Consider the following 25,918-nt stretch of genomic DNA (forward strand, 5'->3'; position numbering starts at 1 on the left):
ACGGACTTCTAAGGGGAGTTCCGGCGGGCGATGGTCGACTTGTGATGGTCACCGACCAGGCCTCGCGCTACCTGCTCGCCTGCGAAGCGCTCGAATCGAAGAAGGAAGGACCGGTCATCGAGGCCGCCATCCGCCTGTTCAGGGAACGCGGCCTGCCTTCCGCCATCAGGAGCGACATCGGCCTGTACCTTCTCTTCGCCGAACGGCCTCTATAACCTGTCCAGGCTGTCGGTCTTCTGGCTCAGGCTCGGCATCGCCATCGAGCGCAGCCGGCTCATGCTGTCCACCATCACATGGCGTGTGTTCTCGATCCGAATCACGCCGTCAGCCCGCAATTGCGTCAGCTGCCGGCTCACAGTCTCGTTCGTAATTCCAAGAAAATCAGAGATCTCGGCGCGCGTCAGCGGCAGATCGAAGGACGCTGACCTGGCTACCGAGTCAACACCGGAATCCATATTCCGAGCGATCATGAGGAGAAAACTCGCCACCTTTTCCGATGCGGTCTTGCGCCCCAACGTCACCAGCCACTCGCGTGCTTCATCGAGTTCATTCAGCGTCTGCTTGAGCAGGCGATGCTCGAATTCCGGCGACCCCTTCATCATCCGTTCGACGGCTGCCCTCGGAAACGAGCACAGCGTGACAGCTGTCACCGCTTCCGCATTGATCGAGCTTTCCACCTTAAAAGGACGTCCCAGAAAATGCGGTGCAAACTGGAGACCGACGATCTGCTGGCGACCATCGGAAAGGCTCTTTGTCAGCTTAACCACGCCTGAAACCAGGTTCGAATAGCTGTCAACCGCCTGTGCGTCGCCGATCAGTTCCACTCCTGACTCGATCTGGCGCCGCGAGCAAGTCTTGGCGAGCCCAACCAAATTGTCTGGACGAAGCGAACCGCAGACGCCGCGATGCCGTGCTTCGCAATGGACGCAAAGAACGGGGATACCGGAAGTGTAAATGTCTCGCCGTACTGACATGCGCTCGCTCAACCCGATCCCAAGTGCCGGCAGGATACCAATCTAAGGTAGAAAAATCCTTGCGGCAGTTTGTCCGAGTTGCTGATTGACCGAAATCAGGGCTTTGGCTTGCCAATAAGCCCAGAGTTCCAGCGATGCAAACATGGTGGACCACGACATGCAGTCCGAATTAGCTGCCCGGGTTGGCGAGAACGTCCCGCGCTATACCAGTTATCCGACTGCACCGCATTTCCACACGGGCGTCAATCCTGCGGTTTATCGTGGCTGGCTGGAGGCGCTCAAAAGTGGCGGCGAGATCTCGCTCTATCTGCACATCCCCTATTGCGACAGACTCTGCTGGTTCTGTGCGTGTCATACCAAACAGACGCGCCACTATGAGCCGGTGACGGCCTATCTGCGCTCGCTACACGCGGAGATCGCGACGGTTGCGGGACTCGTCAGCGGCAAGGGCCATGTCCGCGCAGTCCACTTCGGCGGCGGTTCGCCCACCACGCTGAAGCCCGGGGACATGGTGGCGCTTGGCGCGCTCTTGCGGGACAGCTTCGATTTTGTCCCGGACACAAAAATCAGCGTCGAGATCGATCCAAACGACATGGATGAGGCGCGCCTTGATGCGCTGGCCGAAATCGGCATGACCAGGGCGAGTCTCGGCGTCCAGGATTTTGAGCCAAAAGTGCAAAAGGCAATCAACCGCGAGCAAAGCTTTTTGCAAACGAAAGCTGTCGTCAACGGAGTTCGCTCCCGCGGCGTCGGTTCCGTCAATCTGGACCTGCTTTACGGATTGCCTCACCAGAGCAGGGAGAGCGTCTGTTCCACCGTAGCGCAGGCGCTGACCCTGGAACCGGACAGGATGGCGCTGTTCGGCTACGCGCATGTGCCCTGGTTCAAGAAGCATCAGACGATAATCAAAGAGGCGTGGCTGCCTGGCCCCACGGAGCGCTTGGCGCAATCGCAACTCGCCGCGCGAGCGATTGTGGACAAGGGGTATGAAGCAATAGGGCTCGATCATTTCGCCAAGCCAGGCGATGCCTTGGCGATAGCGGCGCGCGCAGGGGCTTTGCATCGCAGTTTTCAGGGCTACACGGAGGATCGCTGCGAGACACTGATCGGGCTTGGCCCTTCGTCCATCGGCCGTTTTCGCCAGGGCTACGTGCAGAACAATATTTCAACCGCCGAGTACGGAAGTATAGTCGCGCATGGCGGGCTGGCGGTTGTCCGCGGTATCGCGCTTTCCGACGACGACCGCGTTCGCGGCTGGATCATCGAGAGGCTAATGTGTGATTTCGCCTTCTCGGCAGTCGATCTGGTGGAACGCTTCGGCAAAGCCGGCCAGAAGCTCCTTCTTGAGTCGAGTACCATGGCCCTCCACGATCCCGTTCGATTGCTTGAACTGGATGGCGACCGTTTCGTCGTGCCGGCTGAAAGTCGCCCATTCGTCCGAAGCATCGCGGCCAGGTTCGACAAATATTTCCAAAGCGGAAGGGCCAGGCACTCGGTTGCAGTTTGAGCCAAAGAGTGCGGTCGCGGTGACGTGCTCCCCTGTTTGCTTCCATTTGTGAGTGAGCCTGTTCACGTGTGATCCTTGACGGATCGGGTTACATATTCAAGCGGAGTTAGTCCATCGAGGCTCGTGTGCGGGCGGTTCACTCATTGCCTTGATTACTCGGAATCTGAGCCTGCCAGACGCCGCGACTTCTCCGGCATGCTGGACGTCGGCAAACCTTCTTTTCTGGCCTTGGCAAACGCTCGGTCGCCTTCCAGAAACCCCGCCAGCATGAAAGGGATGAGTTCTGCCACGGTTTCAGACTCGCCATAGGCCTGACGATAAAGGGCAGCATACTCCTTGAGTGCTCGGCCCAACTCCGCGCTGACGGTGATGGTAATCTTCGAAGGTGTTCGGTCTGGAAGCTTTCCAAGTTTCAAGTTGGCCATATTCACTCCCGCTCAACTCGCGTATGGCCGTAGCACCAGATCCTTGTGCACGATGACGCGCAGTGGCCAACCTGGGCGGATGGTGATGGTGGGCTGAACATTGAGGTTCTTCTCGGTGATGCGCTGGCCGGCTTGACTGACGTTCTGCTGAGTGGATTCCCGGATCGCTTTGACCAGATCGCTTTCGTTTTCTCCAAAACTTAACTCGGTGCCGACGCCCAGCAATGTGGCCAGCGCGACTCCCTTAATCAGCTGCCAGGTGTGGAAATCGATCTTGTCCTCGAGCCCGGCATAGCCGGCAGTGTCTGTCGCCGGCAGATTGTCGATTTCGATCGAAGAACCGTTTGGCAGTATTATTCGCTGCCAAACCAGAAGCGCCCGTTTTTGCCCAAAAGCGACGACGCTGTCATAGGTCCCGATCAGCCGCGAGCCTTGCGGGATAAGCAGGATGCTGCCGGTGAGCGTGTCGTGCACGTTCTCGGTGACCTGCGCGACGACAAACCCGGGCAAGTCGGAATTTATGCCGGTGATGAGACTTGCGGCGATCACGCTGCCGGCCATGAGCTGATTTGGCGAAGCTGGCGTCTGCAATGCATGCGGGTTGTAGATCCCGCTGGTGTTGCGCTGGCTGACAAAATCGAGCTTTCGTTGTTGATTGTTCTGATCGCCCTCAGCCGGGGCAACGGAATCTGCCGGCCGAGCGGCATCAGATTGCGGAGGCGCCCCGAACGGCTGCTGGGCACTTTTCGCATTACCGATGCCCGCCTCCTTGGGTTGATTTTCAATGCGGAAGAAGACTTGTGATTCGCGCGCCTCAATCGCTTGCTGGGCAACACGCTGCTCCTCGGCGGAGTTGTCCTGCCCTGGCGCGATGCCGAGCTGGCGCCGCCGCTCAAGGATGGGGCGACCGAGATCGCCCGGCAGTGGTGGTCCAAGCACAGGATGGTTCGGCTTCACTCCGGAATAGTCCTTGGGAAGTGTTTCAAGTCCTTCAGGGGTTGGCTTGCGGTCAGTGTTGTAGAGATCTTCCGCCTGTTCTTTGAAGCGAAGCGCCGGCCCCTGCAGCGCCATCATCGTGACGCCCAGGATGGCACCGGACCCGACGGCAGCGATGGCGATGATCACGCCGCGCCTGAACCGCACGGCCCGGCGGGGCGAGGCCCGTAACTGCAGCTGCTCGGGATCGAGTTTTGGCGGAGCATTGGATGGGGAAGTGTCAGTCATAAGGCCCCTCTCCTCACCTGCTGGAGCGCGCAAAGAGAGATACGCGACGCGGCGGTTGCCGGCCGTCCGTCCTTGTGATGCGCACCACTTGCTGCTGCTTGGTGCCGAGGCGTAGTTCGGCCGCGGCGAAGAGCCGATCGACAATGTAGTAGTTGCCGCGCATGCGGTAGTTGACGAGCTGGTTGTCCCCGTCAGAGCCGACGATGAAGAGTGGCGGGGCCTCTCCCTGGTCTATGCGGCGCGGGAACTCGATGTAGACCTTGCTGCCATCATCGAAGGCTCGCGTCGGTCTCCAGGGCGGTGTGTCGCCCCTAATCGAGTAGCGAAAGCGAATGTTTTCGAGCGCCACGTTCGACGCCACCGGCATGGTAGCCTCGGCCTGAGCGTTACGCTGGCGGAGCGCGACGATTTGGTCCTCGCTGTACGTCCAGGAGATCGCCGCCATAGCGGTCTTATCGGTGCTTTGAAGCTGCAAGTGGTAGGTGCGTCGTTCCGTGGTGATCACCAGATTGGTGCTAAGCCCCGGCGCGAAGGGTTTTACCAGCACATGGGTGCGCTGGTCGTCACCGGTGCCGCTGACGGTATCGCCGATGACCCAGCGCACCGTGTCGCCGGCCGACACGGCTGTCAGTTTCTCGCCCGGCTGTAGGGCGATATCGGTGACGCGCTCCGGCGCGGCATAGAGCTGATAAAGCGCGCCATCGGTGAAGGGATAGACCTGCACCGCATTGACGTAGCCGTACCGGGTGGGTTGCTGCGTCGCCGCCTTGTTGGCGTCGGCGACGCGTTCTTCAGGAGGGCGCTTGTCGTAGGCGATTTTGCCCGGTTCTGGCTGCAACTGGCCGGGGAGCGGCAACGGCCTTGGCACCTCGACTATCTTGACCGGTGTCTCTGGCGCCTTCTCGATTGCCGCTGCTTTGAAGTCGGCAGCATCATACGAGATCTCAGGCGGCACCGGCTTCGATGCGCAGGCCGAGAGAACTGCTGCCGATGCGGATAGGATCAGCGCGGCACGGAACGATTGGGCTCTATTTGTCATCGGCGGGCTCCTTCGGGGAAACGGATGTCGGTGCGGCACTGTCGAGCTCGCGCGACCAGTCGATGGCGTTGATGAATACACCGAGCGGATTGTTGCGCAGCTGATCCGTATTGCTTGGCGGGCGGATCACGATGGTGAGGATCGCGGTCCAGCGCGTGGTGCTGGCAAGGCTGCCGCGCTCAAAGACCTGCTCAGTCCATTTGACCTGGAACGAGCTGTCGGAAGCCCTGACCACACTGGTCACCTGGACGGACACGCTGCGCGTTCCGATCTGACCGAAGGAATCGTTCGCCTTGGCGTACTCATTGAGGAAGAGTGCCGCACGGTCGGTGGCAAGGTCGTAAGCCGCCAGCCAATTCTGCCGCACCAGCACCGGATCAGTGGAGACGGAACGGACATTCTGGATGAAGCGGCCGAGGTGCCAGGCTATCTCGGCGTCGGAGGGCTCGTAGTCTTGGATAGCCGGCGCGACGGCGCGTGCCTCGCCGAAGCGGTCGACCTCCACGACGTAAGGCACAACACGGCTCTGCATCGACTGCCATACGAGTCCGCCAGAGAGCCCGGTCGCCAAGGCCAGACAGCCGAGGGCCATGAGCCGCCAGTTCCTAGCCTGTACTCGAGATGAGCCGATGCGCTCGTCCCATAGCTGGGCGGCCTTTTGATACGGCGTGACCGGTTCGGGTGTCTTGCCGTAACGTTGAACGGGTCGCTTGAACAGCATCTAGTCATCCTTGTCGTTGAGAGAGGGATTGGCGCTGCCTCCCGGCCTGTCGCCTTCACGGACAGCCTGCATGGCGGCGTGGCGGTGGGCACGGGCGGTCTGTTCGGAACGCAAGCGCCTTGCCCACGTCGGAGCGGCATTAGGATCTGCAGCGGTTGGGTTTCCAGTCATGGACGCGGTGGGCGCACCACCGGTCGCGGTCCATGCCGCTTCCCGGCCGGCATCGGCGCTGCGCCCGAACGTTCCCGCGGCAGCTCTTGCTGCTCGCATCGCGGCGCCGCCGGCGGCACTGGTCACGCCCTGCAATCCAGCAGCCACACCGGACAGGCCGGTGTGGGGCGAGGTTGCTCGCCCGATCTGCCAGGCTGTTAAAGCAGCCGATCCCATCGTTGTGCCGGCCCGAATTGCGGCGAGACTGCCGCCGGCTGCCATGCGCGCGCCAGCAAATGCCGTGCCTCCGGCAACGAGCGATGCACCAGCAGCCGCCGCAGTCGTGCCAAGTGCGGCGCCCGCGCCAAGCTGCGGCGCGCCGGACACTAGACCCGACGCGATGCCGGGCCCAAAGATGCCGAGCCCAAGCAACGCCAGCGCGCCCAGCACCTGTGACATCGCGGCGGCCAGGTCCGGCTCCTTGCCTTGCAGCGCGGAAGCAAACTCGCCGAAGAGTGTGGAGCCGATGCCGACGATGACGGCAAGTACCATCACCTTGATGCCTGAAGAGATGACATTGCCGAGCACGCGTTCGGCCAGAAACCCCGATCGATTCCAGAGTGCGAAGGGAACCAGAACAAAGCCGGCAAGCGTGGTGAGCTTGAACTCAAGGATTGTGATGAACAGCTGAATGGAAAGGATGAAGAAGGCGATGATGACCAGGAACCAGGCCATGAGCAGCACGAAGATGGTGAGCGCGTTGCCGAAGATTTCTGGAAAGCCGAGCAGCTGACTTGCCTGATCAAGCAGCGGCCAAGCGCCTTCGAAACCGGTCGCCGCGATGCGGCCCGGGCGCAGGAGATTGTCTGGGGAGAGATTGCCGGAGGACGCGTTGATGCCGAGGCCGGCGAAGGAGCGATAGACGATGTCGGCAAGGTTCTTAAAATTATTCAAGATGAAGGCGAAGACGCCGACATAGAGCACCTTGCGGGTAAGCCGGCCGAGAATGTTGGGCTCGTCGCCGAGTGCCCAGGCCAGCCCGGCCAGCGTGATGTCGATGCCGATCAGGATGGTGGTGAGGAAGGCGACGTCGCCCGAAAGCAGACCGAACCCGCTGTCAATGTAGCGGATGAAGGTCTCCATGAAGCGATCGATGACGCCAAGGTCGTTCATGCCGCCGCCTTCCTCGTCAGAGTTGGTGATCAATTGCCGGGATAGGCCGAGCCGGTACCCAGGAAGCGCTTGGTCGTCTCGCGGGCGGCTTCCTCGGACTGCGCCTTGCGCGCGGCATCCTCGGCCTCAGCTCGAAACTGAGTCGCGAGCAGCGTTTGGATCTGCATCTGCTGCTGGGTCGAAAGCGCGATCAGCTGGTTGGTGGCCTGGCTTGCCTGAAGCGCACCGGCTGCCCCTTGGCTGCGGTTGACGAGATCGGCAAGCAGGTCGCCGTCGGCGCGGACGTTCTCGACGATCTGCGACTGGACCCGCATGGTCTGGCGGAACGCCTGCATGGCGCTCTGCCAGCGCTCGCGCGCTGCGGTTGCCACATCGCTGACCTTGATCGTGGCCTCGTAGCTTTCTGGATATTGGCTGCGCCACTGGTCTTGAAGCTTGCCCAGATCAAAGCTGAGGCCACTCGCCTGGTCCATCAAACCGTCAATGCGATGGAGCGAACCGGTGAGTTGGCCCACGGAAGAGAAATCCAGACGCTGAAGATTGCGCGCCATGTTCTGCAGCATGGTTGCCTGGTTCTGCAGCGACTGGATCTGGTTGTTGATCTGCTCCAGCGCGCGCGCCGCCGTCAGCACGTTCTGCGCATAATTGGATGGATCGAACACGATAAGGGCGTAGGCCGGCTGCACATAGTCGGCCATTGGCTTGGCGATCAGGGAAACGGTGATCAGGCTGGTGAAAAGACGGCGTCCAATCATGACGATTGCTCCATGTCTGGTTGAGGGAATTGCTGCAGAAGCTCGGCAGCCCAATCGAGGCCGCGCGCGCTCAGAAATCGGGAGGCAAAGCTGTCTTGCCCGTCTTCAGACTGGATTTTGTCGATCAGGGTCTGCGTCGCCGGATCGGAAGCGCCGCAAAGCGCAAGAGTGATGGGGCCAAGCCCGAGCTCGAAGAGACGGTTTCCGCTACGTGACTGAAGATAGTAGTGGCGCTTCGGCGTGGCGCGGGCGATCAATTCGATCTGCCGCTCGTTCAAGCCGAAGCGCTCGTAGGCTGCCCGCGCTTGCGGTTCCACAGCACGATCATTGGGAAGGAAAATGCGCTGGGGGCAGCTCTCGATGATCGCCGGCGCGATTGAAGAGCCCCCGACATCAGCCAGCGATTGCGTAGCGAAAATCACCGAGACATTCCGCTTTCGGAGCACCTTCAGCCATTCGCGGATACGGGCGGCAAAGAGCGGATTGTCGAGATAGAGCCAAGCCTCGTCGAGCATCAGCAGCGTCGGCCGTCCATCGAACCGCTCTTCAAGACGATGGAACAAGTAAGTGAGCACAGGCAGCACAGCGCCTTGGCTCTGCATCAGCTCTTCCGTCTCGAAACACTGCACATTCGATAAGGCCAGCCGATCATCATCGGCGTCGAGCAGGCGGCCGAAAGGACCGTCGAGTGTGTAGGGCATCAACGCGGACTTCAGCCTGTTGGACTGAAGCAGGACCGAAAGGCCGGTCAGCGTGCGTTCCTGCGCCGGCGCGGTGGCAAGGCTGGTGAGTGCCGACCAGATTGCCTCCTTCACCTCCGGCGTGACGGTGACATTCTCATGGGCAATGAGGCCGGCAATCCACTCGGCTGCCCAACTGCGGGCAGCCTGGTCGCCGATATTGCGCAGGGGCTGGAAGGCGAGCGCACCGTCAGCACCCAGCGCGTGGTGTTCTCCACCCGTGGCAAGGACTGCCGCGCGCGCCGAATTGCCTTTGTCGAAGACATAGACCTGCGCGCCGGCATAGCGCCGGAACTGCAGTGCAATCAGGGCAAGCAGCACCGATTTGCCGGCGCCGGTCGGGCCAACGATCAGCATGTGGCCGACATCGTCGACATGGGTGGATAGCCGGAATGGTGTCGACCCGTTGGTCTCTGCGAACAGAAGTGGCGAGGCCTCTCGCTGGGTGACCTTGGCGAGATGCTCGTTCGCCGTAGGACCTGCCCAGACCGACGACAACGGGATGAGATGCGCAAGGTTCAATGTGTGAACGAGCGGCTGGCGAACATTGGCATAGATATGACCAGGCAGCGAGCCGAGCCACGCCTCGACCGCATTGACGCTTTCGCGGATGGTGGTGAAGCCGAGCCCATTGATGATTCGCTCGACCGCGCGAAGTTTCTCCGCGGCGGCTTGATGGTCCTCATCCCACACTGTCACCGTTGTGGTGAGATAACCGAAGCCGACATGGTCGCCGCCCAACGCCTGAAGGGCTGCGTCGGCATCGAGCGCCTTGTTGTCGGCATCGCTGTCGACCAGCGGGACAGGTTCGTTGGTCACGACCTCGCGCAGGATGGCCGCGATCGATTTGCGCTTGGCAAACCACTGGCGGCGCAACCGTGTCAGCGTCTTCGTGGCTTCCGTCTTGTCGAGCGGGATGAAGCGCGTCACCCAGCGATAGGCGAAATCCTGATGATTCAACGCGTCGAGAATTCCGGGCCGGGTGAGATTCGGGAATCCGAGGACGGTAAGGGTGCGAAGATGGTGTTCGCCGAGCATCGGCTCCAAGCCGCCGGTAAGCGGCGCGTCGACCAGGATGCCGTCGAGATACATCGGCGTTTCCGGGACAGCGAGTGGATGGCGGCGGGTCGAGATTGTGCCGTGCAGGTAAGTCAGGGTCTCGGCATCGTCGAGCACGCGCACCTCGGGCATGAAGCCGGACAAAAGATCGAGGACCCGGTCGGTCTCGTCGCGAAACCGCGCCAGCTCCTGGGGCCAGTCTCTCCCGCCGCCAGATTGGTGTGCGTCAACGAGCGCGCTTTCAGCCCTCGCCCGTGCGTCCGGGGGCGGCATGAACAGCAGAGTCAGATGATAGCGGCTCTCGTAATGCGCGACCTTGCCCTCGAAGGCCGCGCGTCGTTCTTCATCGACCAGCCAAGACGCGGCGTCGGGAAAGGTTGAGTTAGGATAGCCGAGCGCCTCTATGCGCTCGGCTTCGAAGAACAATGCCCAGCCGGAACCGAGCCTTCTCAACGCGTTGTTTGCCCGGGCGCAGATGCCGACAAGTTCTGCTTCCGTCGCGCTTTCGAGATCGGGCCCGCGGAACCGTAAGGTCCGCTGAAAGCTGCCGTCCTTATTGAGCACGATGCTGGGCGAGACGAGCGCTGCCCAGGGCAGATGGTCGGCAAGTTTGTCGGCTTTGCTGCGGTATTCTGACAGGTTCAGCATGCCAACCATCCCTTCACACGAAGGTGACGAACGAGCACGCTGGCGAAGTCTGGATCGCGTCTTGTGGCAAAGACCGCCAGCGTGTGGCCGGCAATCCACAGCACCAGCCCAGCGATCCACTGCTGCAAACCGAGGCCGATAGCTGCGGCCACCGTGCCGTTGAGGATCGCCACCGCGCGCGGTGCACCGCCCAGCAGGATGGCTTCGGTCAATGCCCGGTGAACGGGAACCGCGAAGCCCTCAATATGCTGCTCTCCAGCGACCATCAGACGAGTGCTCCGCCGCCAAAGGAGAAGAAGGAGAGAAAGAAGCTCGATGCCGCGAATGCGATCGACAGCCCGAAGACGATCTGGATCAGCCGGCGGAAACCGCCTGCGGTGTCACCGAAGGCAAGGGTTAAGCCCGTGGTGATGATGATGATCACGGCGATAATCTTGGCGACCGGTCCCTGTACAGACTCCAGGATCTGCTGCAGCGGCTGTTCCCAAGGCATGCCGGAGCCTGCTGCGCGGGCTGAGACCGTGAGAACAAGCACGAGCGCGGTGGACGAAAGAAAGCGAAGCTTCTTGCACATGAATTGGCCTTTCAAAACTGCTGAAGTTGCGGGAGCGTCAGTTGGGTGACGGCGTAATCGCCGCTGCCGTCGAGACCGGTGACCTCGGCGATGGCGTCAATGCGGCGCGAGGATCCGCGCCCGGCGATGAAGACAATCAGATCGATGGCATCGGCGATCAGACGGCGTGGTACAGTGACGACGGCTTCCTGCGCGAGTTGCTCGATCCGGTAGAGGGCGGAGCGCGCCGAATTGGCGTGAACCGTTGCGATGCCGCCGGGGTGGCCAGTGTTCCATGCCTTCAGCATATCGAGGGCTTCCGCACCCCGGACTTCGCCGACGACGATGCGGTCGGGCCTGAGCCGCAGCGTCGAGCGAACGAGATCGGCAAGCGTCACCGAGCCCCGTCTTGTCCTGAGTGCAACGCAGTCCTTGGCAGCGCACTGCAGCTCGCGTGTGTCTTCGATCAAGATCACCCGCTCGTCGCATTCCGCGACTTCGGCCAGCAGCGCATTGGCGAGCGTGGTTTTACCCGACGACGTGCCGCCTGCGACCAATATGTTGCGCCGCTCGCGCACGGCCTTCCTCAGCGCATCGGCCTGCAGCGGCAGCATGATTTGGTCGGCGACATAGTTGGCCAACGTGTAGAGTTTTGCGGCCGGTTTGCGGATGGCGAAGCATGGCGCCAGAACGACTGGCGGCAACAGCCCCTCGAAGCGCTCGCCCGAGGGCAGTTCGGCGCTGACGATCGGACTACCCGCATGCGCCTCGGCACGCACATGGGAAGCGACCAGGCGAACGATGCGTTCCGCCTCGGATGGGTGCATATGCACGCCGGTACCGACCCGACCTTCTCCCAGCCGGTCGAGCCGCAGCGCACCGTCGGGATTGACCATCACCTCGACAACAGATGAATCGGCAAGGGCCTCAGCGATTGCCGGGCCCATGGCGGTGCGCAACATGGCACGATGGCGATGGTCGACCTCCGGATGAGAACTCATCCTTCCCCTCCCCCGCCATTATCCGTACCAAGCGACCGTTTGCCGGAGGCGATCTGGCGGCCCACTTGCTCGACGAATTTGTCGAAGCGCTCCTGGGCTATCGCCTGCGTCGCCCTGTCCGGGACTGGCGTGTGAGCATGAAGCGTGATGGAAAAGCGAATGAAGAGCGCCAGGCTCTCTAGGATCATCTCGACGTCGCGTCTGAGATGACCGAGGTCACGAGAAAGACGGTCGAGCCTTACGCCGTAGCGCCGGTCGAGCTCGTTCTCGCCACGCCGCTCGATAAAGGCCTCGACTGCCTTCGCCACGATCGCTGATTTGGTCGTCGATGGATCGCGGTTGAGGTCGTCCAGTTTCTTGCTCAGGTCGGGTTCGAGCAGAAACTGATGACGAATGCGCTGAGGGCTCATGTGGCTCGTTCCAACTGTCCCAGCGCTGTTGCGCGGGCGGGAACGAGCATCGGCGACTTCCTCGAAATTGCTTATGGCCGTTATCTACGCTGATTTGCGCTCTGCCTTCGGCAGCTTCTTTCAGAAGCCGGGCACGATGTCCTTGTTGTCGCCCGTTCCCTCGTTGATGCCATAGGCGCGTGCGGCAGTGGAAATTCGGTCCATCACGCGCCTGTCGGCAACTGCGTCGCTATCATCGTCCGCGGGCTTGAGCAGGTCGTCCCGGTCGGGCTCCAGAGTGACGGCTGTATGCTCTTCAGGCAGACCCGGATGTCGCTGTTGCTGGACACCTCCTTCATCTTCAATTGCCTCGCCCGCGCTTCCGCCGCCGCCAGCCAGACGGCGGTCAACGCTCCGCACCTGCCCGATCCAACAGTCCGGGCGCGGTACTGGCCGATCCGCGTAAGCGCCGTCGCGCAATACCGGCGCAGAAAGCACGCGCTCGGTGAAATTTCGATCCTGGTAGTAGCGCAGCTTCTTCGCCCGGATCGGCGGCAGCCCTGAAACCAACACCAGTTCATCGGCTTGCGGCAACTGCATCACCTCGCCCGGTGTCAATAGTGGGCGGGCGGTCTCCTGGCGGCTAACCATCACGTGCGACAGCCAGGGGGCCAAGCGATGGCCGGCATAGTTGCGCATGGACCTCAGCTCCGTCGCCGTGCCGAGCGCGTCCGAAATGCGTTTGGCCGTGCGCTCGTCATTGGAGGAAAAGGCAATCCGCACATGGCAGTTGTCGAGAATGGCATTGTTGTCCCCATACGCCTTGGAGATCTGGTTCAAGGATTGCGCGATCAGATATGCACGGATGCCATAGCCGGCCATGAAGGCGAGCGCGGTTTCGAAGAAATCAAGGCGACCGAGCGCCGGGAATTCGTCCAGCATCATGAGCAGTTGATGGTTCCTGCTCTTCTTAGGATCCCCCTCCAGCCGCTCCGTCAGACGCCTGCCGATCTGATTGAGCACAAGTCGCACCAGCGGCTTCGTGCGCGAGATGTCCGATGGCGGCACGACCAGATAGAGTGACATCGGTCGCTCAGCATCCAGGAGGTCGGCAATGCGCCAGTCGCAGGCTGATGTCGCTGCCGCCACCGTAGGATCGCGATAGAGGCCGAGGAACGACATGGCGGTCGAAAGAACGCCTGAACGCTCGTTCTCCGACTTGTTCAACACCTCGCGAGCTGCCGAGGCCACGACAGGATGGACCTGGGGCTTATCCGCCGCGCCGAGATGGTTGGTCGTCATCATCCGCCGTAGTGTCGCGGCAAACGAGCGTTGCGGGTCGGACAGGAAGGTGGCGACGCGAGCGAGCGTCTTTTCCTCTTCGGCGTAAAGCACGTGCAAAATGGCGCCGACCAAGAGTGAGTGACTGGTTTTCTCCCAGTGGTTCCGCCGGTCCAGCGCGCCTTCCGGATCTACCAGGATGTCGGCGATGTTCTGGACGTCGCGGACCTCGTCTGGACCTTTTCGTACCTCCAGCAGCGGGTTATAGCGCGCCGACCTCGGATCGGTCGGATTGAACAGAAGACAGTAGGAGAACTTCGAGCGCCAGCCGGAGGTCAACTGCCAGTTCTCGCCTTTGATATCGTGAATGACGGCCGAGCCGGTCCAGGACAGAAGAGTTGGAACAACCAGTCCGATGCCCTTGCCTGATCGTGTTGGGGCAAAGGCCATGACGTGCTCGGGCCCGTCATGGCGCAGATAGCGATCCTTCAGCTTGCCTAGGAAAACGCCGGCCGGCCGAAACAGCCCTGCCGTCTCGATCTCGTGAGTCGCGGCCCACCTTGACGAGCCATATGTGGTGACCGACCCGAGCTGTCGCGCGCGCCAGAGCGAGCCGGCGATCGCGGCGGCACAGCCCAGCAACCCACTGGCGCCGGCAAGCGCACCGGCCTTATCGAAGACCTCGGGCGCATAAGCGTCGAAGTGGAACCACCATTCGAACAGTTTCCACGGCTTGTAGATCTGCCAGCCAGCCGCGACTAACCATGGCGCGCCGAGTGGCGGTTGATGGCCGAGCATGTGGGCGCACCACTGCGTGGCCGCCCATACGCCGAGTATCACGATTGCGAACACGACGGCGATCTGCCCAATCAGCAACTTCGTAGGCGTCATTGGCTTTCTCCGCAGTTCTGGACATGCGGGGCCAAGCATCGCGCGGCGCGATGTGAACTGAAATGCACACTACGCACGACCAGGTGCGATGAGGGAATGGGCTGGATCGCTCAGACTGGAAACTTTCGGTGGAGCAAATATGCCCACTTGGCCGCAGACCTGATCTGCCTCTCGTCGACATCCAAATGCCGGTGACGCTTTGAAGTGTATTTCCGATGTACGCATGCCACCTATGAGCGCGTCACATCATTCGACGGTGACCGATTTTGCGAGATTGCGCGGCTGGTCGACATCTTTGCCCATGGAGACCGCCGTATGATAGGCAAGAAGCTGTATCGGCAGCGAGAAGATCATCGGCGCGATAATCTCGTCGACGGCCGGCAGCACGATCGTATGCATCGTGTCGAGTTTCGACGCAGCGGCCCCATTTTCATCGGTGATGAGGATAATCCGCCCTCCACGGGCGGCCGCTTCCTCCATATTGGAGACGGTCTTGTTGAAAAAACGATCATGTGGCGCGATGACGATCACTGGCATATTCTCGTCTACCAATGCGATCGGACCATGCTTCAATTCGCCAGCCGCATAGCCCTCCGCATGGATGTAGGAAATCTCCTTGAGCTTCAGCGCACCTTCCATCGCCAGTGGGAAACTGGTGCCGCGGCCAATATACAGGACACCATGACACTTTGACAGTTCGCGCGACAGGAGCTCGATATCTGGCTGGATGCTGTTCAGTACCCGGCCCATGACGCCCGGCATTTCGGCAAGGCTCCCGACGAGCGCCTTCACCTCATATTCAGTTAGCGTTCCACGGTCCTTGGCAGCGCCGATGGCGAGTGTTGCCAGAACCGCAAGCTGGCACGTGAAAGCCTTGGTGGAGGCGACGCCGATCTCCGGGCCGGCAAGGATCGGGAAGATCGCGTCGGCCTCCCGAGCGATGGTCGATTCGCGGGAATTGACGACAGCGCCGGTTTTCAGCCCACGCCCCTTGCAGTACCTCAGGGACGCGAGCGTATCGGCGGTTTCGCCGGATTGCGAAATGAAAAGAGCCGCCGATTCAGGCGGCAACGGGATCTCCCGGTAGCGGAATTCGGACGCAACGTCGATTTCGACCGGCAGGCGCGCATAGCGCTCGAACCAGCATTTTGCGATCAGTCCGGCCAGATAGGCGGTGCCGCAAGCCGAGATCGCCAGGCTCGGGATGCTGGAGAAATCTATGCTCGAAACCGTATCGACGCGATTCCCTTCGAAGTTGATGTAATGTCCGAGCGCACGGGCGATGACCTCGGGCTGCTCGTAAATTTCCTTCTCCATGAAGTGGCGACGGTTGCCCTTATTGGCCAGGTATGCCCCGGCCGTGGAAGTCTGGCGCGGACGTTCGACGGGATGGCCATCGAAATCGAAGATATCGGCGCCTGCCTTGCCGATAACGGCCCAGTCGCCGTCGACGAGATATGTGATTGCATTTGTGAAGGGAGCTAGCGCCATGGCGTCGGAGCCCAGGAACATCTCGCCGTCGCCGTGACCGATCGCCAGCGGTGGTCCATTGCGCGCCGCCATGATGGTCGACGGATCATCCTCGAAGAGAATGGCAAGCGCGTAGGCGCCCCTGACGCGCTTCAGCATGGCGTGCATTGCCTCACCCCGTCCCATGCCCTCCCGGCGGTGTCTTGCCAAGAGATGCACGACGACCTCGGTGTCGGTGTCGGTCTGGAACTCGGCGCCCGCCGCCACCAGTTCGTCCTTCAACTCGGCGAAATTCTCGATAATGCCGTTGTGAACGACGGCCACACCGTCCGTAAAGTGCGGGTGCGCGTTGCGCTCAGTCGGTGCCCCATGCGTTGCCCAGCGCGTGTGTGCGATGCCGATGGTGCCACTCAGCGGCTCTTCCTTCAACCTCGTCTCGAGATTGATGAGCTTGCCCTTGGCGCGCCGGCAGTGCAACGAGCCCTCGGTGATGGTGGCAACGCCGGCTGAGTCATATCCTCGATATTCGAGACGCTTCAAAGCGTCGACCAACCGATCAGACACCGGCTGATGCCCAACGATGCCAACAATCCCGCACATGATCGTCTCCGAATTCTTCCCGGTAGCCTCAGCCGACCCGAAGGGCACCGCCCGGCGCTGAGCCTCCTAGTAGAATTCGGTAAAACAGGTAAAATCGATTGTTGGGATGGCTGCCATCCAGCCAGTGGATAGAAGAGGACGTGTTGACCAGCGAGAAACGGTACGCGCGGTGCCGGCTTGCGTCCACCAACCGCCAGTTGGGCCGAGTTTCCGTAGTCGGCTGAGGCGTAACGATCATCGCAATGTCCGCTTTTTACATGCTGTTGACTCGCCCAGTTAACGGCCCTTAGAACCATTGACTGCTACAATGCTTAGGGGTTTTCAAAATGCCGTTCAAACGGGCCGGTCTATACCCTGCCGATCTCGATCTATGCCAACGGGTATTCGACCAGATATGCAGTGACGAGCATATCGCCCGCTCATCGTTGGAGGCGGACAATCTCGCCCTGGATATTTTGGTCACGTTGGAAGAAGAGGCTGACGCGGATGAGGCTGAGCTGCTTGAACTCATCAGATCGAAGCGGCGGGCTACTCGTCATCTCCGCTGAGGGATGCAGTCACCCGGACCTTCCCTTTGCCTGTTCGACTGCCTTGCTGGCCGCCTTGGCAAACTCCTGCATGATTGCTCACGCGCACTGTCGGCCGTCTGGAACTTGCGCCAAACTCATCAGTTCTGGACAATGCCAAACAGCGCGTGGCAACGACCCTGACTTCCATCGGCACGCTGACATCCCGGCCGGCGGCTCAACGCCCCTCAAAGCGTGGCCTGGAAGCGTCGCAGCGCCCGCGGCAGCGCGGCGGCCAACCTTGACTGCGTCTCGACACGAGGTCGGCGCTTCACCGGAAACGACGCAAGGGCAGCGACAAGCACATGCGCAGGAGCCTGCCGCGGCAGTCAACTGAACCAGCAAGCGGCCCCGGGTGTTCTTCCGCTTTCATCCGGGCTTCGCCGTCAACCCAAAGCGGACAGCTGATGTGCTACAAAAACCGGACTACGACAACTTCGGCGTCGAGCTCCGGCCGGAGTTTCGCCACCACCGGGCCGATCCCCATCTCAAAGAAGTAGACAGCCTCTATAGGGGCGTTTGCCGTTTCGAGTTGGGTTCTCAATGGCAGATAGCTGCGGTGAAGGTGTGGGCTGAGCAATTGCGGGTCGGCCGCAGACATGCGCAGCAGCAGTTCGTTTTTATGTGCCGTTGCTGGGTTATGAATCGGCTGCGCACGGTCGCGGTCTTTTGAGTAGGCAAGGCCAATTTTCGAGGTGTTGGGGCTGCTCATGGCTCCCTCCCGAGTTGGGACGGGTGCATGATGCTGATGCTCGCCTACAGCCGACGATGCTCGTAACGTTTATCGCCGATGTCGACATCGTTACACCCTATCGGTGCGACGAGCCTCGCCTTTTCCGAGCATAAGAGCGGTTCACCTCGTCCACCGATCAGCTTGGAAAGCGGCGATACTCTGATGCTCGAAGCGCATGGCCAAACTGCTCGACCTCGTCAGATCGTTCGCGAGCCATTGAAGCGGAGGCGGACTCGTTGCTCGGAATGCCCTTAACCTCATGTCATGTGGAAGGGCATCCACAGCGACAGCAGCTGGGAGGAGCTCGATCCCTTGTTTTTTGTCGAGCTGGTTCAGTAAATGTCCTCGACCTTTGCGCGAGCTCCGGCAAGCTTAACGGCGATCTGGCGCGAGCCCGAGCATCTTGGTTAGAATGGGATCGCAATTGGCCACGGGGCGCGCTGTCCTTGGTCCGATAGACCTACCAGAGCTGGTGGCACTCACGCTATCGGAGCGCCTTGGTCGAACTCTTGCCGGGCCATCGAAGGCACACCGCACTCACGCATGGCTGCCACACAAGTTATGAAACGCTAGGCCCACTCCTTTGCCGACCGATGTTCCAGGAGATACCGTCTCGCTGCACTATGCCAGAAATCTCTTTGCCGACATGCCGCTCGAGCACCGGCCGCCACGGGACGAGGACAAACTCGCGCGATTTCTCGATAAGGGCGTATTTGCCGCTGGCGAGCTCAACTGAGCGGCGGAGAGTGCCTTGTACCCGGTCTCCGGGTCGCACTTCAGCATAGGACAGACCGAGCTCTTCCGAGAGCTGACCGGCAACACGGTTCAGTTCACGCTGGCGGAGGATCGAAATCATGTTGGCGCGATAGACGGTGCGGTCCTGCTCTTCATGCGCGAGACCCTGAGCAATCAGCCATTGCCGCCTGCGGGCTTGCGCCTCCCGCACGTCACGGCCAAAGCCGGAGTTGCGCAGGGCCTCCGGTGAATCGGAAACCATTTCCCGGTCGATCCAGGTGGCACCGTCGAATCCGATTTGCTGATCAAGCGGCATTGATGAGAGCTTGTCGACGACAACAGGCACAGCCATGGCTCGCTTGCGCTCGTAGTCGGCGACTTGGTCGAGATGGTTCGGCGCGATAATCCATGTGCCGTCGGCTTCGCGCCTGACCGTGCCGGTTTCGCGGCGAATGGCTTCCAGACGACGCACATGGGTTTCGGCGAAGCGTTCGCTGGCAGACGGATCATGCTTCAGGTGGATATCAACATTGTAGCGCCCGCCGTGGACGGCAGCGATCTCGGCGACGGTGCGGTCAACCTGCCTCGGCCCGGTGTTTCTCGGCGTGACACGGACGATGCAGCCGTCGGGCGTCGGTTCGGTGGCCTCGCCTTTGCCGACATCGATGTAGTGGCTTTTCCCGTCCACCCCATCCACAATGAGGTAGTGGCGGTCGTTGATCTCGTCGGCAAGCCCGCGCGCCACAAGGCGGCCAACGAAAGGTTGCGCGAGCTGCCCGGATTGATCGTGGATCACACAGTCGGCTGCACTTCGGGATAGTCCTCTATCCGCAATTTCTCGGTGCATCGTCTTGATTATGTCACCGCGCTCGCCGATGCGCTGCAGTGTCGCTTCGAGCTCATCGTCGAGGCGCCAGCGGCCGGAGCTGATCTCCTCGGCCAGACCCATCCGTCCGAGTTTGCGCAGGCGGCCCTGGTGCAGGGTCTGTCGAAAGGCGTCGCGGCCGACCGGAGAAACCAGTCCATCGCTGTTGCGCATGCTGAGCAGCTGCCGGTCGATGCTGGTGAAGCGCTCCTGCTCCATTTCCTGGCGCAGGCGGTGCTCGATCTCGCGATCGGTTCGTGGACCGAGATCGAGGCTGACCAGCTCGGCGGTCCGTTCGCGGATTCCGCTTGAGATATATTCCCGCGCAATGACGAGGTTCTCGCCGCGGTCGTCCTTGCCACGGACGATGAGATGGGTGTGCGGGTGGCCGGTGTTGAAATGATCGACGGCAACCCAGTCGAGCTTCGTGCCGAGATCCTCCTCCATCTGCGCCATGAGCCGGCGCGTGAGTGGCTTCAGGTCGTCATACTGGATGCCGTCTTCGGGTGCGACGATGAAGCGGAATTGATGCCGATCGCCATCGGCACGATCAAGGAAGGCCTTGCTGTCGACGCGATCACTGTCGGCGCCGTAGAGCTCGCCAGGCGCGCCTTCCCGGGTAACGCCGTCGCGTTGGATGTAGCGCAGATGCGCACGCGCCCCACCCTGGCCTTTGCCGGCCAGCTTGACGACGCGCGCCTTGACCACCACCCGCCGCTGCCGGAAGGCAGCATACCTGTCGCGTGATTTCAGCAGCGCGGCGGCCGCTCCGCCGCGCCCTGCCCGGCTGCCGTTAAAGCGGCCGCCGCCCTGCGGCCGGCCGCCGGCTCTGTTAATCGCCGCCCGGACCTGGCTGGCGAAGCGTTTGCCTGCCTTCGAGCCGCGCGAACCTATTCTGCCGAGCTTCGGCCTGAATTCGTCATCCTGCATCGTGGCCTCCCAGAAATTTCAAGCAGAGTCAGTTACTTGCGTGTCCCACACTCCCGGCTCTGCCAGCAGCCTCCGGGAAAAACGATGTGCAGACAAAGACTTCGCCGCCTCCTGGAGGCACTGCCTTTATCTTGCCTTACGCCGCCCTTCCCCCTTCCGGCTTCCGCACCTGCTCTTTCCCGCCCCGCAAAACCGCGCCCCCGCTCGCCGAGTCACCCGCCATTCGGCTCGTTCGTCCGAGCGCGATTGACGCACAGCGGCACAAAGAGATCGCCTTTCGCTTCGCCGGCGCGAACGCCGTTACGAAGGAAGAAGAGCGAGCGGCCGGAGGGAGCGTTTTGGCTGTTTGGCGCCTTGGAGTCCCCTTCGAATTGATCAAAGTCGTCTGCCGAAATCCCCTTCCCCCTGAGCTGTTTAAGATAGGCAGCTGTCTCCTTGGGCAGCGGCTTCCCGCGCTTCAAATGCTCTTCGTAGCGCTCGGGTCCTGCGTTATAGGCGGCAAACAGGCCGGGGAATCCGAAGCGGTCAAACATGGCGCTGAGATAGGCGGTTCCGGCGAGAATATTGTCACGCGGATCCTGCGGATCGGCTCCCAGACCGTATTTGGCACGCATGTCCTCATACGTTTCCGGCATCACCTGCATGAGGCCCATTGCGCCCGCGCGTGAGGTAATTGGGCGGCCGTCGAGCATGGTCTTGCCGCCGCTTTCGGCCTCCATGACCGCGTAAATCCAGGCCTGAGGAATACGGAAGCGTCTGCTTGCTTCGCCTGTGAACTGGTGCCACCTATGAAGCTGCGGAATTTGGGAGATGGCGACCGGCTCAGCGCCGGTCGAGGCGGAACAGGCGCATGGCGCAAACGCGATCGTGCCGAACATCAGGAGGGTCACTCGGTCCATAGCGGCACGAGCCTCCCAATGACATTTGCGCGCGGCACCGGCCCGAAATAGCGGCTGTCGAATGACCGAATATCGTCGCTGCCGAGCAGGAAGATTTCGTTGTCGGCGAGTGTCCGGCACCCGTTCCACCGTGGCAGCGGGCGGCCTCTGGTATCCTTCGCCAGCCGTCGCGCAACGATCTCGCCGTCGATGATGACCGCTTCATTGAAGGTGCAGACTTCGTCGCCCGGCAGCGCGGCAAGACGTTTTACCAGCGGCACGTTGCGGGGCAGATAGCCGCGTTGGGCGGCGAGTTCAGCGAACGATTCTGGCGGGCGGACGAGCGCCAGATCGCCCCGAGCCGGTGCTGCAAACCCGAGGCGATAGAGGCCGACGGGCGCGCTGGCCGAGGCGTTCCAGACCAGCCAGGGCCTTGGTTTGACGGTGCCGGCGAAGCCGATCAGGGTCAGTCCAATCACGGCAGCGGCGATGGTTTTGCGTGCCTGGAGGCGCCGCAGGCGGCTGCCGATCAGACGGATGGAAGGGCGCCGGCTCATGCTCGGCCTCCCTGGCCGGCTTGGCCGGAACCGGCCTCACCACCCTCGTTAACGGCGTACTGCGGGTGTCCTTTCGACCATCCGTCGAGTTCGTCGATGTGGTAGCGGACATAGCGGCCGTGCTTGCGGAATTTCGGGCCGCCGCCCGTGAGCCGCATCTTTTCCAGGGTGCGCTGGGAGAGCCCGATGTAGAAGGCTGCTTGGGCTGTGCTGAGAAAGGGACTGCCCTTTTTGGCGCGGGCCGCGCGTTCGTTTTCGTCGTCCATGGTGATCCTCGTTTCGCTTCGGACAAGCGAGGGCGAGGATGGGCGAGCGAGATCGCCTCCGGGACGGGCGAAGAGTCCGGGGAGAGTTTTCGCCGCCTTTTCGGGCGGACGGGTTTGGCTGGAGCGCCTGGGAATGAGCCCCGCGCCGGCTGGGGCGCGAGGCTCGGGTCGGCCGATCAGTCGGCCGGGTTCCAGATGATGGCGTAGGTGTCGTCATCGTCCTGGCCGGCGGCGCGGCCGAGATTGGCGTAGAGCTTGCGCGGTCCGAACTCCGGCGCCGCAATCGACAGGCTCACATAGTCCTTGCCGGAGGTTTCGCCGGTGCGGATCCAGCCGGCGCCAACTTCGACCCCTTGCGTCAGCACCCGGAAGTCGGGATGGTTGTCGGCGCTCTTGGCCTGGTTGGGGACGATGTCGATGTCGGCGCGGACGCTGAGCGTCTTGAGCTGGCCCTTGTAGCCGCCGTTTTCCTGCTTGTTGACGTAACCGATCGCGGTCATTTCGAAGTCTCCTTTTGCTGTCGCCGGGGACCATCCCCGCCGATGGCGGACCGTAATGGGCGCGTCCGGACCGCCTGAACCCGACAGGGCCGAAGCGATAGCGGAGGACCCGAGCGGGCAGCTTTTTTGAAGCGAAGCGGCGCGAGGAAGCCGCCGCAGGCGGCGGGGAAAAAAGCTGATCGGCGAGGGTTTCGGGCGGCCGGATCCGCCCATAGGTCACAAGCCAGCCGCAGGGGAATGGTCCTTGAAGAGAGCAGGAGATCGTGGGAAACGCGGTCGCTACAGCCAGGCAGGAGGGGCGGGAATTTACAAGGCCTGCGGCTGATCAGGTGCCCACGCCGATCGAGATCGTGACCGCAGGTTGGGCGCAGATCAGGCATCGGGCGGGCGGACCGATCCAGGGATCAGGAGTTTGCCGGCCTGGATTTTGGTGCGCGATGCGGGGCAAAGGAAGCTCGAACACGCAGCCACTGCGACCGGGGTACAGTGCCGAAGGGCTGCTGCCGAGAAGCCGCGGCCGGCCGTGACAGGCTATTCGCAGACGAACAGCGACCTGACCCGTGCCCTTCGATCGGCGGTGCGGAAGCCGCCTCGATCAGTGTAGCTTTCGACCGGGAATTTCATCCAGCACGGCAGCCAGGTCTCGACTTGTCTGCGGCGTTATCGCCCGAAAGAAAGTCGCGGATGATCTTCTTTTGCGTCTTCACCTTTTCGGCGACATTGCCGTCCGCGACATGTTTGCCGCCGACTTCGGCAAGCATGGAATTGGCAATTTCCTTGTCGCGCAACAGGTCGAAGAAGGGGTCGTCCGGTTGCCAGCAAGCGCCGATGTCGACATTCAGATGCTTGCCGAGCGCCTCGATGACGGCGCTGCCGGCTTCAAGTGTCTCGTCCATGACGATGCTGAGAACGCGCACGACATGATCGTCGCGGAGCGCCAGGAGCCGCGCGAAGATGCTTGCCGTGCCGAAATCGTCGCCATTGCCGCCAGCGATTGTGCCATCCTCATCCGGTTGCCCAAGCAGCGCCAAGACCTCGCGCCGTTTTTCGGCGAACGCGGCTTCCGCCCTGCTTCCGGCGAGGCTTGCGGCCACGATCTCGCTGCAAGCGCGCTACGGTTCGCGGCGAACCTGCCACAGGCCGGAACCGCTATCGCATGCGCCACCATCGGGCGAAGTGCTGCGCTCGGATGGTCGAGCAGCCCCAAGCGCACGCCTCTCTGATCAGCCGTGAGAACGTCTCCCATTGCGACGCTTCGTCGGAGTCGAGGCGGGCGACGTTCTCGATCAACGAGGCTTCGAGAGCATCGGCGTCCTCGCCAGCCTCCATGATGGCGCAGGGCAAGGGATGGCTTTACCTCGCCCGTGGGCGAGCGGTTTCGAGGCGAAATAGCGCGCCGTCCGGCGACGAGATCGAAGCTTTCCGGCGAGCCGTTGGGCCGCACCAGAAGCGGCACGAGGACGCCGCGCGCGCGGACGGACGGCAGAATGTCGGACAGGTCGGGCGTGCGTTTTCCGTGGCGCATGTTGAGGGCGGAAATATTCAGTCGGTCGAGTGGAATATGGGCAAGTTTCATGTCTTTCTCCTTCGTTTGGGGCGCGATTGTCCCGCCGGGGAGACCGAAGGCCGATGCGGCGGGGACGGGTTTGCGCCTACCGGCGCTCTGGCTCCGCCGCGTCTGGCGGAAGCTCGGAATGGGATTTGGCAAGTGCTTCCGCTGCCTGCCTCAGAAGCCGCTCGGCTTCGGTGATCTGGCCGGCGCTGCGCGCGGCCTCCGCATAAACGGACAGCGGACAACGCGCTATGAAATAAAGGTCGCGCTCGATGCCCAGTCCGAGCGGACCCTTGATGGATTCGAGTTCGGCAAGGCTGACGCTGCCGAGTTCAGGGAAGCCGAAGCCGAGGTCGCAAAGGCCGAACAGCGTGTCGCCGTCTACATCGAGTTCGGTCAGGAGCCAGATCGCAGGACCGGCCGGATCGAACAGTTTCACGACCGGTGCGTGGTCGGTTTCGGTGTCGGCAGCGCCGTTGGCGAGGAGCCGGGCGCGCAGTTCATCGGTGATCAGGATCATTGCGGAATTCCTTCAAGACGTTCGGGCTGATTGAGTGCGGCTTTTTGAAACAGGCGGATACGAGCGGCTGGTGCGCCGCGCGCGGGCGCGCATCGGCGCGCCGTCAGAAGCGCAAGCGATGGAGCGCGCTCACGCGGCGATCTCGGCATTCGCCTCACCTTCGATCTCGGCATGCGCCTCGCTTTCGACGTCGGCATTGAGGCCAAGCAGGAAATCGGCGGCTTTCGAGGCGTGGCTGGCGGCGCGGAAAATGGCGCGATTGTCCTCGCGCAGCACCGTCAGCCATGAGCCGATGTAATCGGAATGGCGCACGGTCGGCTCGATACCGAGACTGCTGCAGATGAAGGCTGCGGCCATCTCGGCGACCAATTCCTCGCGCGCATAGGTTCTGGAGCCGAATGAGCCTGACAGGTCGCGCGAGAGTCGCGTCGGGTGGCCGGTCCAGTGGCCAAGCTCGTGAAAGCAGGTCCGGTAGTAGTCGATCTGGTGGAAGAAAGCCGGCTGCGGCGGCACCTGAATAAAGTCGCTGCCCGGCATGTAGAAAGCGCGATCGCCGCCAATGCGAAAATCAGCACCACTTGCATGAATGAGCGCCTCGGCTTGCGGGACGATCTGGCGCGCGGGCAGCGGTTCGGCGGCGGCATAGAGATGTTCGGGCAGGTTATCGCACTGCGCGACATTGAAGACGGTGAAGCGCTTCAAATAAGGCACGGCCTGCGGCTCATCGCCATCGGCCTTCGCGCGTTCCTTCTCGTCCTTTGGGACAAAGCGATCGGCATGCACGATGGTGGTGCCGTGTTCGCCCTTCCTGACATTGCCGCCAAGGGCAAGCGCCTGCCGGAACGTGAGCCAGTTCTGGCTGGGGTATGAGCGCTCGATGACGGCGCCCCACAGGATCAGGATATTGATGCCGGAATAGCGCCGCTGGGTGGCTGCATTCCTGGGCAGGCCAAGGGCTGCCTTTGCCCTGCCCCAGGGCTTGACCCATGGCACGGTGCCGCGCTCCAGTTCGGCAATGATGCGGTCTGTGATCTCCTGATAGAGGCTGGCGCCCGTGCGCCCGCCCTTGCCCGCGCCAGCCTCTCGGCTGGCGGAACGCTTGTGTTTTGCACGCATCTTTTGGTCCTCCGCTCTTCAATCCCGCGCCTTTCCCCGGAAGCGGGGTGGGCGGCGAAAGCGACCGGAAAGGCCCGACGTCAAAGGCGGAGCGCATCCG

The 25,918-nt window shown here is 61.9% G+C and carries 26 protein-coding genes; 3 read left to right on the plus strand and 23 right to left on the minus strand.

Annotated features, from left to right (window positions below; translation table 11 throughout):
• Positions 1-44: 44 nt before the first annotated feature.
• The gene (locus A9K68_RS27540) at positions 45-215 is read left to right on the plus strand and encodes a hypothetical protein (RefSeq protein WP_156768462.1); all 171 of its coding nucleotides are present in this window, start codon (positions 45-47) and stop codon (positions 213-215) included.
• Here the strand turns inward: A9K68_RS27540 and A9K68_RS27545 are convergent.
• Positions 210-974: a Crp/Fnr family transcriptional regulator gene (locus A9K68_RS27545; protein WP_065010514.1), complete on the minus strand. Its 765-nt coding sequence runs from the start codon at positions 972-974 to the stop codon at positions 210-212. The genes A9K68_RS27540 and A9K68_RS27545 overlap by 6 nt on opposite strands.
• 157 nt (positions 975-1,131) lie before the next feature.
• Here A9K68_RS27545 and hemN point away from each other — a divergent pair, with 157 nt between their 5' ends.
• The gene (gene hemN, locus A9K68_RS27550) at positions 1,132-2,481 is read left to right on the plus strand and encodes an oxygen-independent coproporphyrinogen III oxidase (RefSeq protein WP_065010513.1); all 1,350 of its coding nucleotides are present in this window, start codon (positions 1,132-1,134) and stop codon (positions 2,479-2,481) included.
• Between the two features lie 152 nt (positions 2,482-2,633).
• On the opposite strand, the gene A9K68_RS27555 is transcribed toward hemN, so the two are convergent.
• The 13 genes from A9K68_RS27555 to glmS form a co-directional block, all read right to left on the minus strand.
• A complete protein-coding gene (locus A9K68_RS27555; RefSeq protein ID WP_065010512.1) occupies positions 2,634-2,906 on the minus strand; it encodes a DUF2274 domain-containing protein in 273 nt (90 codons plus the stop codon).
• A gap of 12 nt (positions 2,907-2,918) precedes the next feature.
• On the minus strand, positions 2,919-4,130 hold the full coding sequence (locus tag A9K68_RS27560; RefSeq protein WP_065010497.1) for a TrbI/VirB10 family protein: 1,212 nt from the start codon (positions 4,128-4,130) through the stop codon (positions 2,919-2,921).
• A gap of 13 nt (positions 4,131-4,143) precedes the next feature.
• Positions 4,144-5,169, minus strand: coding sequence for a P-type conjugative transfer protein TrbG (gene trbG, locus A9K68_RS27565; protein WP_065010496.1), 1,026 nt, complete (start codon positions 5,167-5,169; stop codon positions 4,144-4,146).
• On the minus strand, positions 5,159-5,890 hold the full coding sequence (gene trbF / locus A9K68_RS27570; RefSeq protein ID WP_065010495.1) for a conjugal transfer protein TrbF: 732 nt from the start codon (positions 5,888-5,890) through the stop codon (positions 5,159-5,161). Before trbF ends, trbG begins: the two co-directional genes overlap by 11 nt.
• Positions 5,891-7,213 carry a P-type conjugative transfer protein TrbL gene (gene trbL, locus A9K68_RS27575; RefSeq protein WP_065010511.1) on the minus strand — a complete coding sequence of 441 codons (1,323 nt, stop codon included), beginning with the start codon at positions 7,211-7,213 and terminating at the stop codon, positions 5,891-5,893.
• Positions 7,214-7,242: 29 nt separating this feature from the next.
• Positions 7,243-7,968 (minus strand): P-type conjugative transfer protein TrbJ, encoded by a 726-nt coding sequence (gene trbJ / locus A9K68_RS27580; RefSeq protein ID WP_065010494.1) that lies wholly within the window; start codon positions 7,966-7,968, stop codon positions 7,243-7,245.
• Positions 7,965-10,415 (minus strand): conjugal transfer protein TrbE, encoded by a 2,451-nt coding sequence (gene trbE, locus A9K68_RS27585; RefSeq protein ID WP_065010510.1) that lies wholly within the window; start codon positions 10,413-10,415, stop codon positions 7,965-7,967. Before trbE ends, trbJ begins: the two co-directional genes overlap by 4 nt.
• Complete coding sequence (locus A9K68_RS27590) at positions 10,409-10,681, minus strand: VirB3 family type IV secretion system protein (protein ID WP_065010493.1); 273 nt, start codon at positions 10,679-10,681, stop codon at positions 10,409-10,411. The genes trbE and A9K68_RS27590 overlap by 7 nt, the downstream gene beginning before the upstream one ends.
• Positions 10,681-10,989, minus strand: coding sequence for a TrbC/VirB2 family protein (locus A9K68_RS27595; protein ID WP_008871922.1), 309 nt, complete (start codon positions 10,987-10,989; stop codon positions 10,681-10,683). The genes A9K68_RS27590 and A9K68_RS27595 overlap by 1 nt, the downstream gene beginning before the upstream one ends.
• Before the next feature lie 11 nt (positions 10,990-11,000).
• Positions 11,001-11,969, minus strand: a complete 969-nt coding sequence (gene trbB / locus A9K68_RS27600) for a P-type conjugative transfer ATPase TrbB (protein ID WP_065010492.1) — start codon at positions 11,967-11,969, stop codon at positions 11,001-11,003.
• Positions 11,966-12,379: a CopG family transcriptional regulator gene (locus tag A9K68_RS27605; protein WP_065010491.1), complete on the minus strand. Its 414-nt coding sequence runs from the start codon at positions 12,377-12,379 to the stop codon at positions 11,966-11,968. Before A9K68_RS27605 ends, trbB begins: the two co-directional genes overlap by 4 nt.
• Before the next feature lie 120 nt (positions 12,380-12,499).
• The gene (locus A9K68_RS27610; RefSeq protein ID WP_065010490.1) at positions 12,500-14,530 is read right to left on the minus strand and encodes a conjugal transfer protein TraG; all 2,031 of its coding nucleotides are present in this window, start codon (positions 14,528-14,530) and stop codon (positions 12,500-12,502) included.
• A gap of 246 nt (positions 14,531-14,776) precedes the next feature.
• The gene (gene glmS, locus A9K68_RS27615) at positions 14,777-16,600 is read right to left on the minus strand and encodes a glutamine--fructose-6-phosphate transaminase (isomerizing) (RefSeq protein WP_065010509.1); all 1,824 of its coding nucleotides are present in this window, start codon (positions 16,598-16,600) and stop codon (positions 14,777-14,779) included.
• A 326-nt stretch (positions 16,601-16,926) separates the two neighbouring features.
• On the opposite strand from glmS, the gene A9K68_RS27620 reads away from it, so the two are divergent.
• Entirely contained in the window at positions 16,927-17,148 is a 222-nt protein-coding gene (locus A9K68_RS27620; RefSeq protein ID WP_065010489.1) for a hypothetical protein, read from the plus strand.
• Positions 17,149-17,578: 430 nt separating this feature from the next.
• Here the strand turns inward: A9K68_RS27620 and A9K68_RS27625 are convergent, their stop codons facing one another.
• The 9 genes from A9K68_RS27625 to A9K68_RS27665 form a co-directional block, all read right to left on the minus strand.
• Complete coding sequence (locus A9K68_RS27625) at positions 17,579-17,878, minus strand: hypothetical protein (protein ID WP_065010488.1); 300 nt, start codon at positions 17,876-17,878, stop codon at positions 17,579-17,581.
• 580 nt (positions 17,879-18,458) lie between these two features.
• Positions 18,459-20,429: a relaxase/mobilization nuclease RlxS gene (rlxS, locus tag A9K68_RS27630; RefSeq protein ID WP_065010487.1), complete on the minus strand. Its 1,971-nt coding sequence runs from the start codon at positions 20,427-20,429 to the stop codon at positions 18,459-18,461.
• A 212-nt stretch (positions 20,430-20,641) separates the two neighbouring features.
• Positions 20,642-21,328: a lytic transglycosylase domain-containing protein gene (locus A9K68_RS27635; RefSeq protein ID WP_065010486.1), complete on the minus strand. Its 687-nt coding sequence runs from the start codon at positions 21,326-21,328 to the stop codon at positions 20,642-20,644.
• Complete coding sequence (locus tag A9K68_RS27640) at positions 21,316-21,864, minus strand: S26 family signal peptidase (RefSeq protein WP_065010485.1); 549 nt, start codon at positions 21,862-21,864, stop codon at positions 21,316-21,318. Before A9K68_RS27640 ends, A9K68_RS27635 begins: the two co-directional genes overlap by 13 nt.
• Entirely contained in the window at positions 21,861-22,130 is a 270-nt protein-coding gene (locus A9K68_RS27645; RefSeq protein WP_065010484.1) for a helix-turn-helix domain-containing protein, read from the minus strand. Before A9K68_RS27645 ends, A9K68_RS27640 begins: the two co-directional genes overlap by 4 nt.
• A 176-nt stretch (positions 22,131-22,306) precedes the next feature.
• Positions 22,307-22,630, minus strand: a complete 324-nt coding sequence (locus tag A9K68_RS27650) for a DUF736 domain-containing protein (RefSeq protein ID WP_065010508.1) — start codon at positions 22,628-22,630, stop codon at positions 22,307-22,309.
• Between the two features lie 620 nt (positions 22,631-23,250).
• A complete protein-coding gene (locus A9K68_RS31965) occupies positions 23,251-23,724 on the minus strand; it encodes a hypothetical protein (RefSeq protein WP_245430145.1) in 474 nt (157 codons plus the stop codon).
• 558 nt (positions 23,725-24,282) lie between these two features.
• The gene (locus A9K68_RS27660) at positions 24,283-24,702 is read right to left on the minus strand and encodes a DUF2958 domain-containing protein (RefSeq protein WP_065010483.1); all 420 of its coding nucleotides are present in this window, start codon (positions 24,700-24,702) and stop codon (positions 24,283-24,285) included.
• 129 nt (positions 24,703-24,831) lie between these two features.
• Positions 24,832-25,818: a zincin-like metallopeptidase domain-containing protein gene (locus A9K68_RS27665; RefSeq protein WP_095780303.1), complete on the minus strand. Its 987-nt coding sequence runs from the start codon at positions 25,816-25,818 to the stop codon at positions 24,832-24,834.
• Positions 25,819-25,918: the final 100 nt, after the last annotated feature.

It is taken from the genome of Mesorhizobium sp. AA22 (genome assembly GCF_001672375.2).
In the GTDB taxonomy this organism is placed as follows: domain Bacteria; phylum Pseudomonadota; class Alphaproteobacteria; order Rhizobiales; family Rhizobiaceae; genus Mesorhizobium; species Mesorhizobium wenxiniae.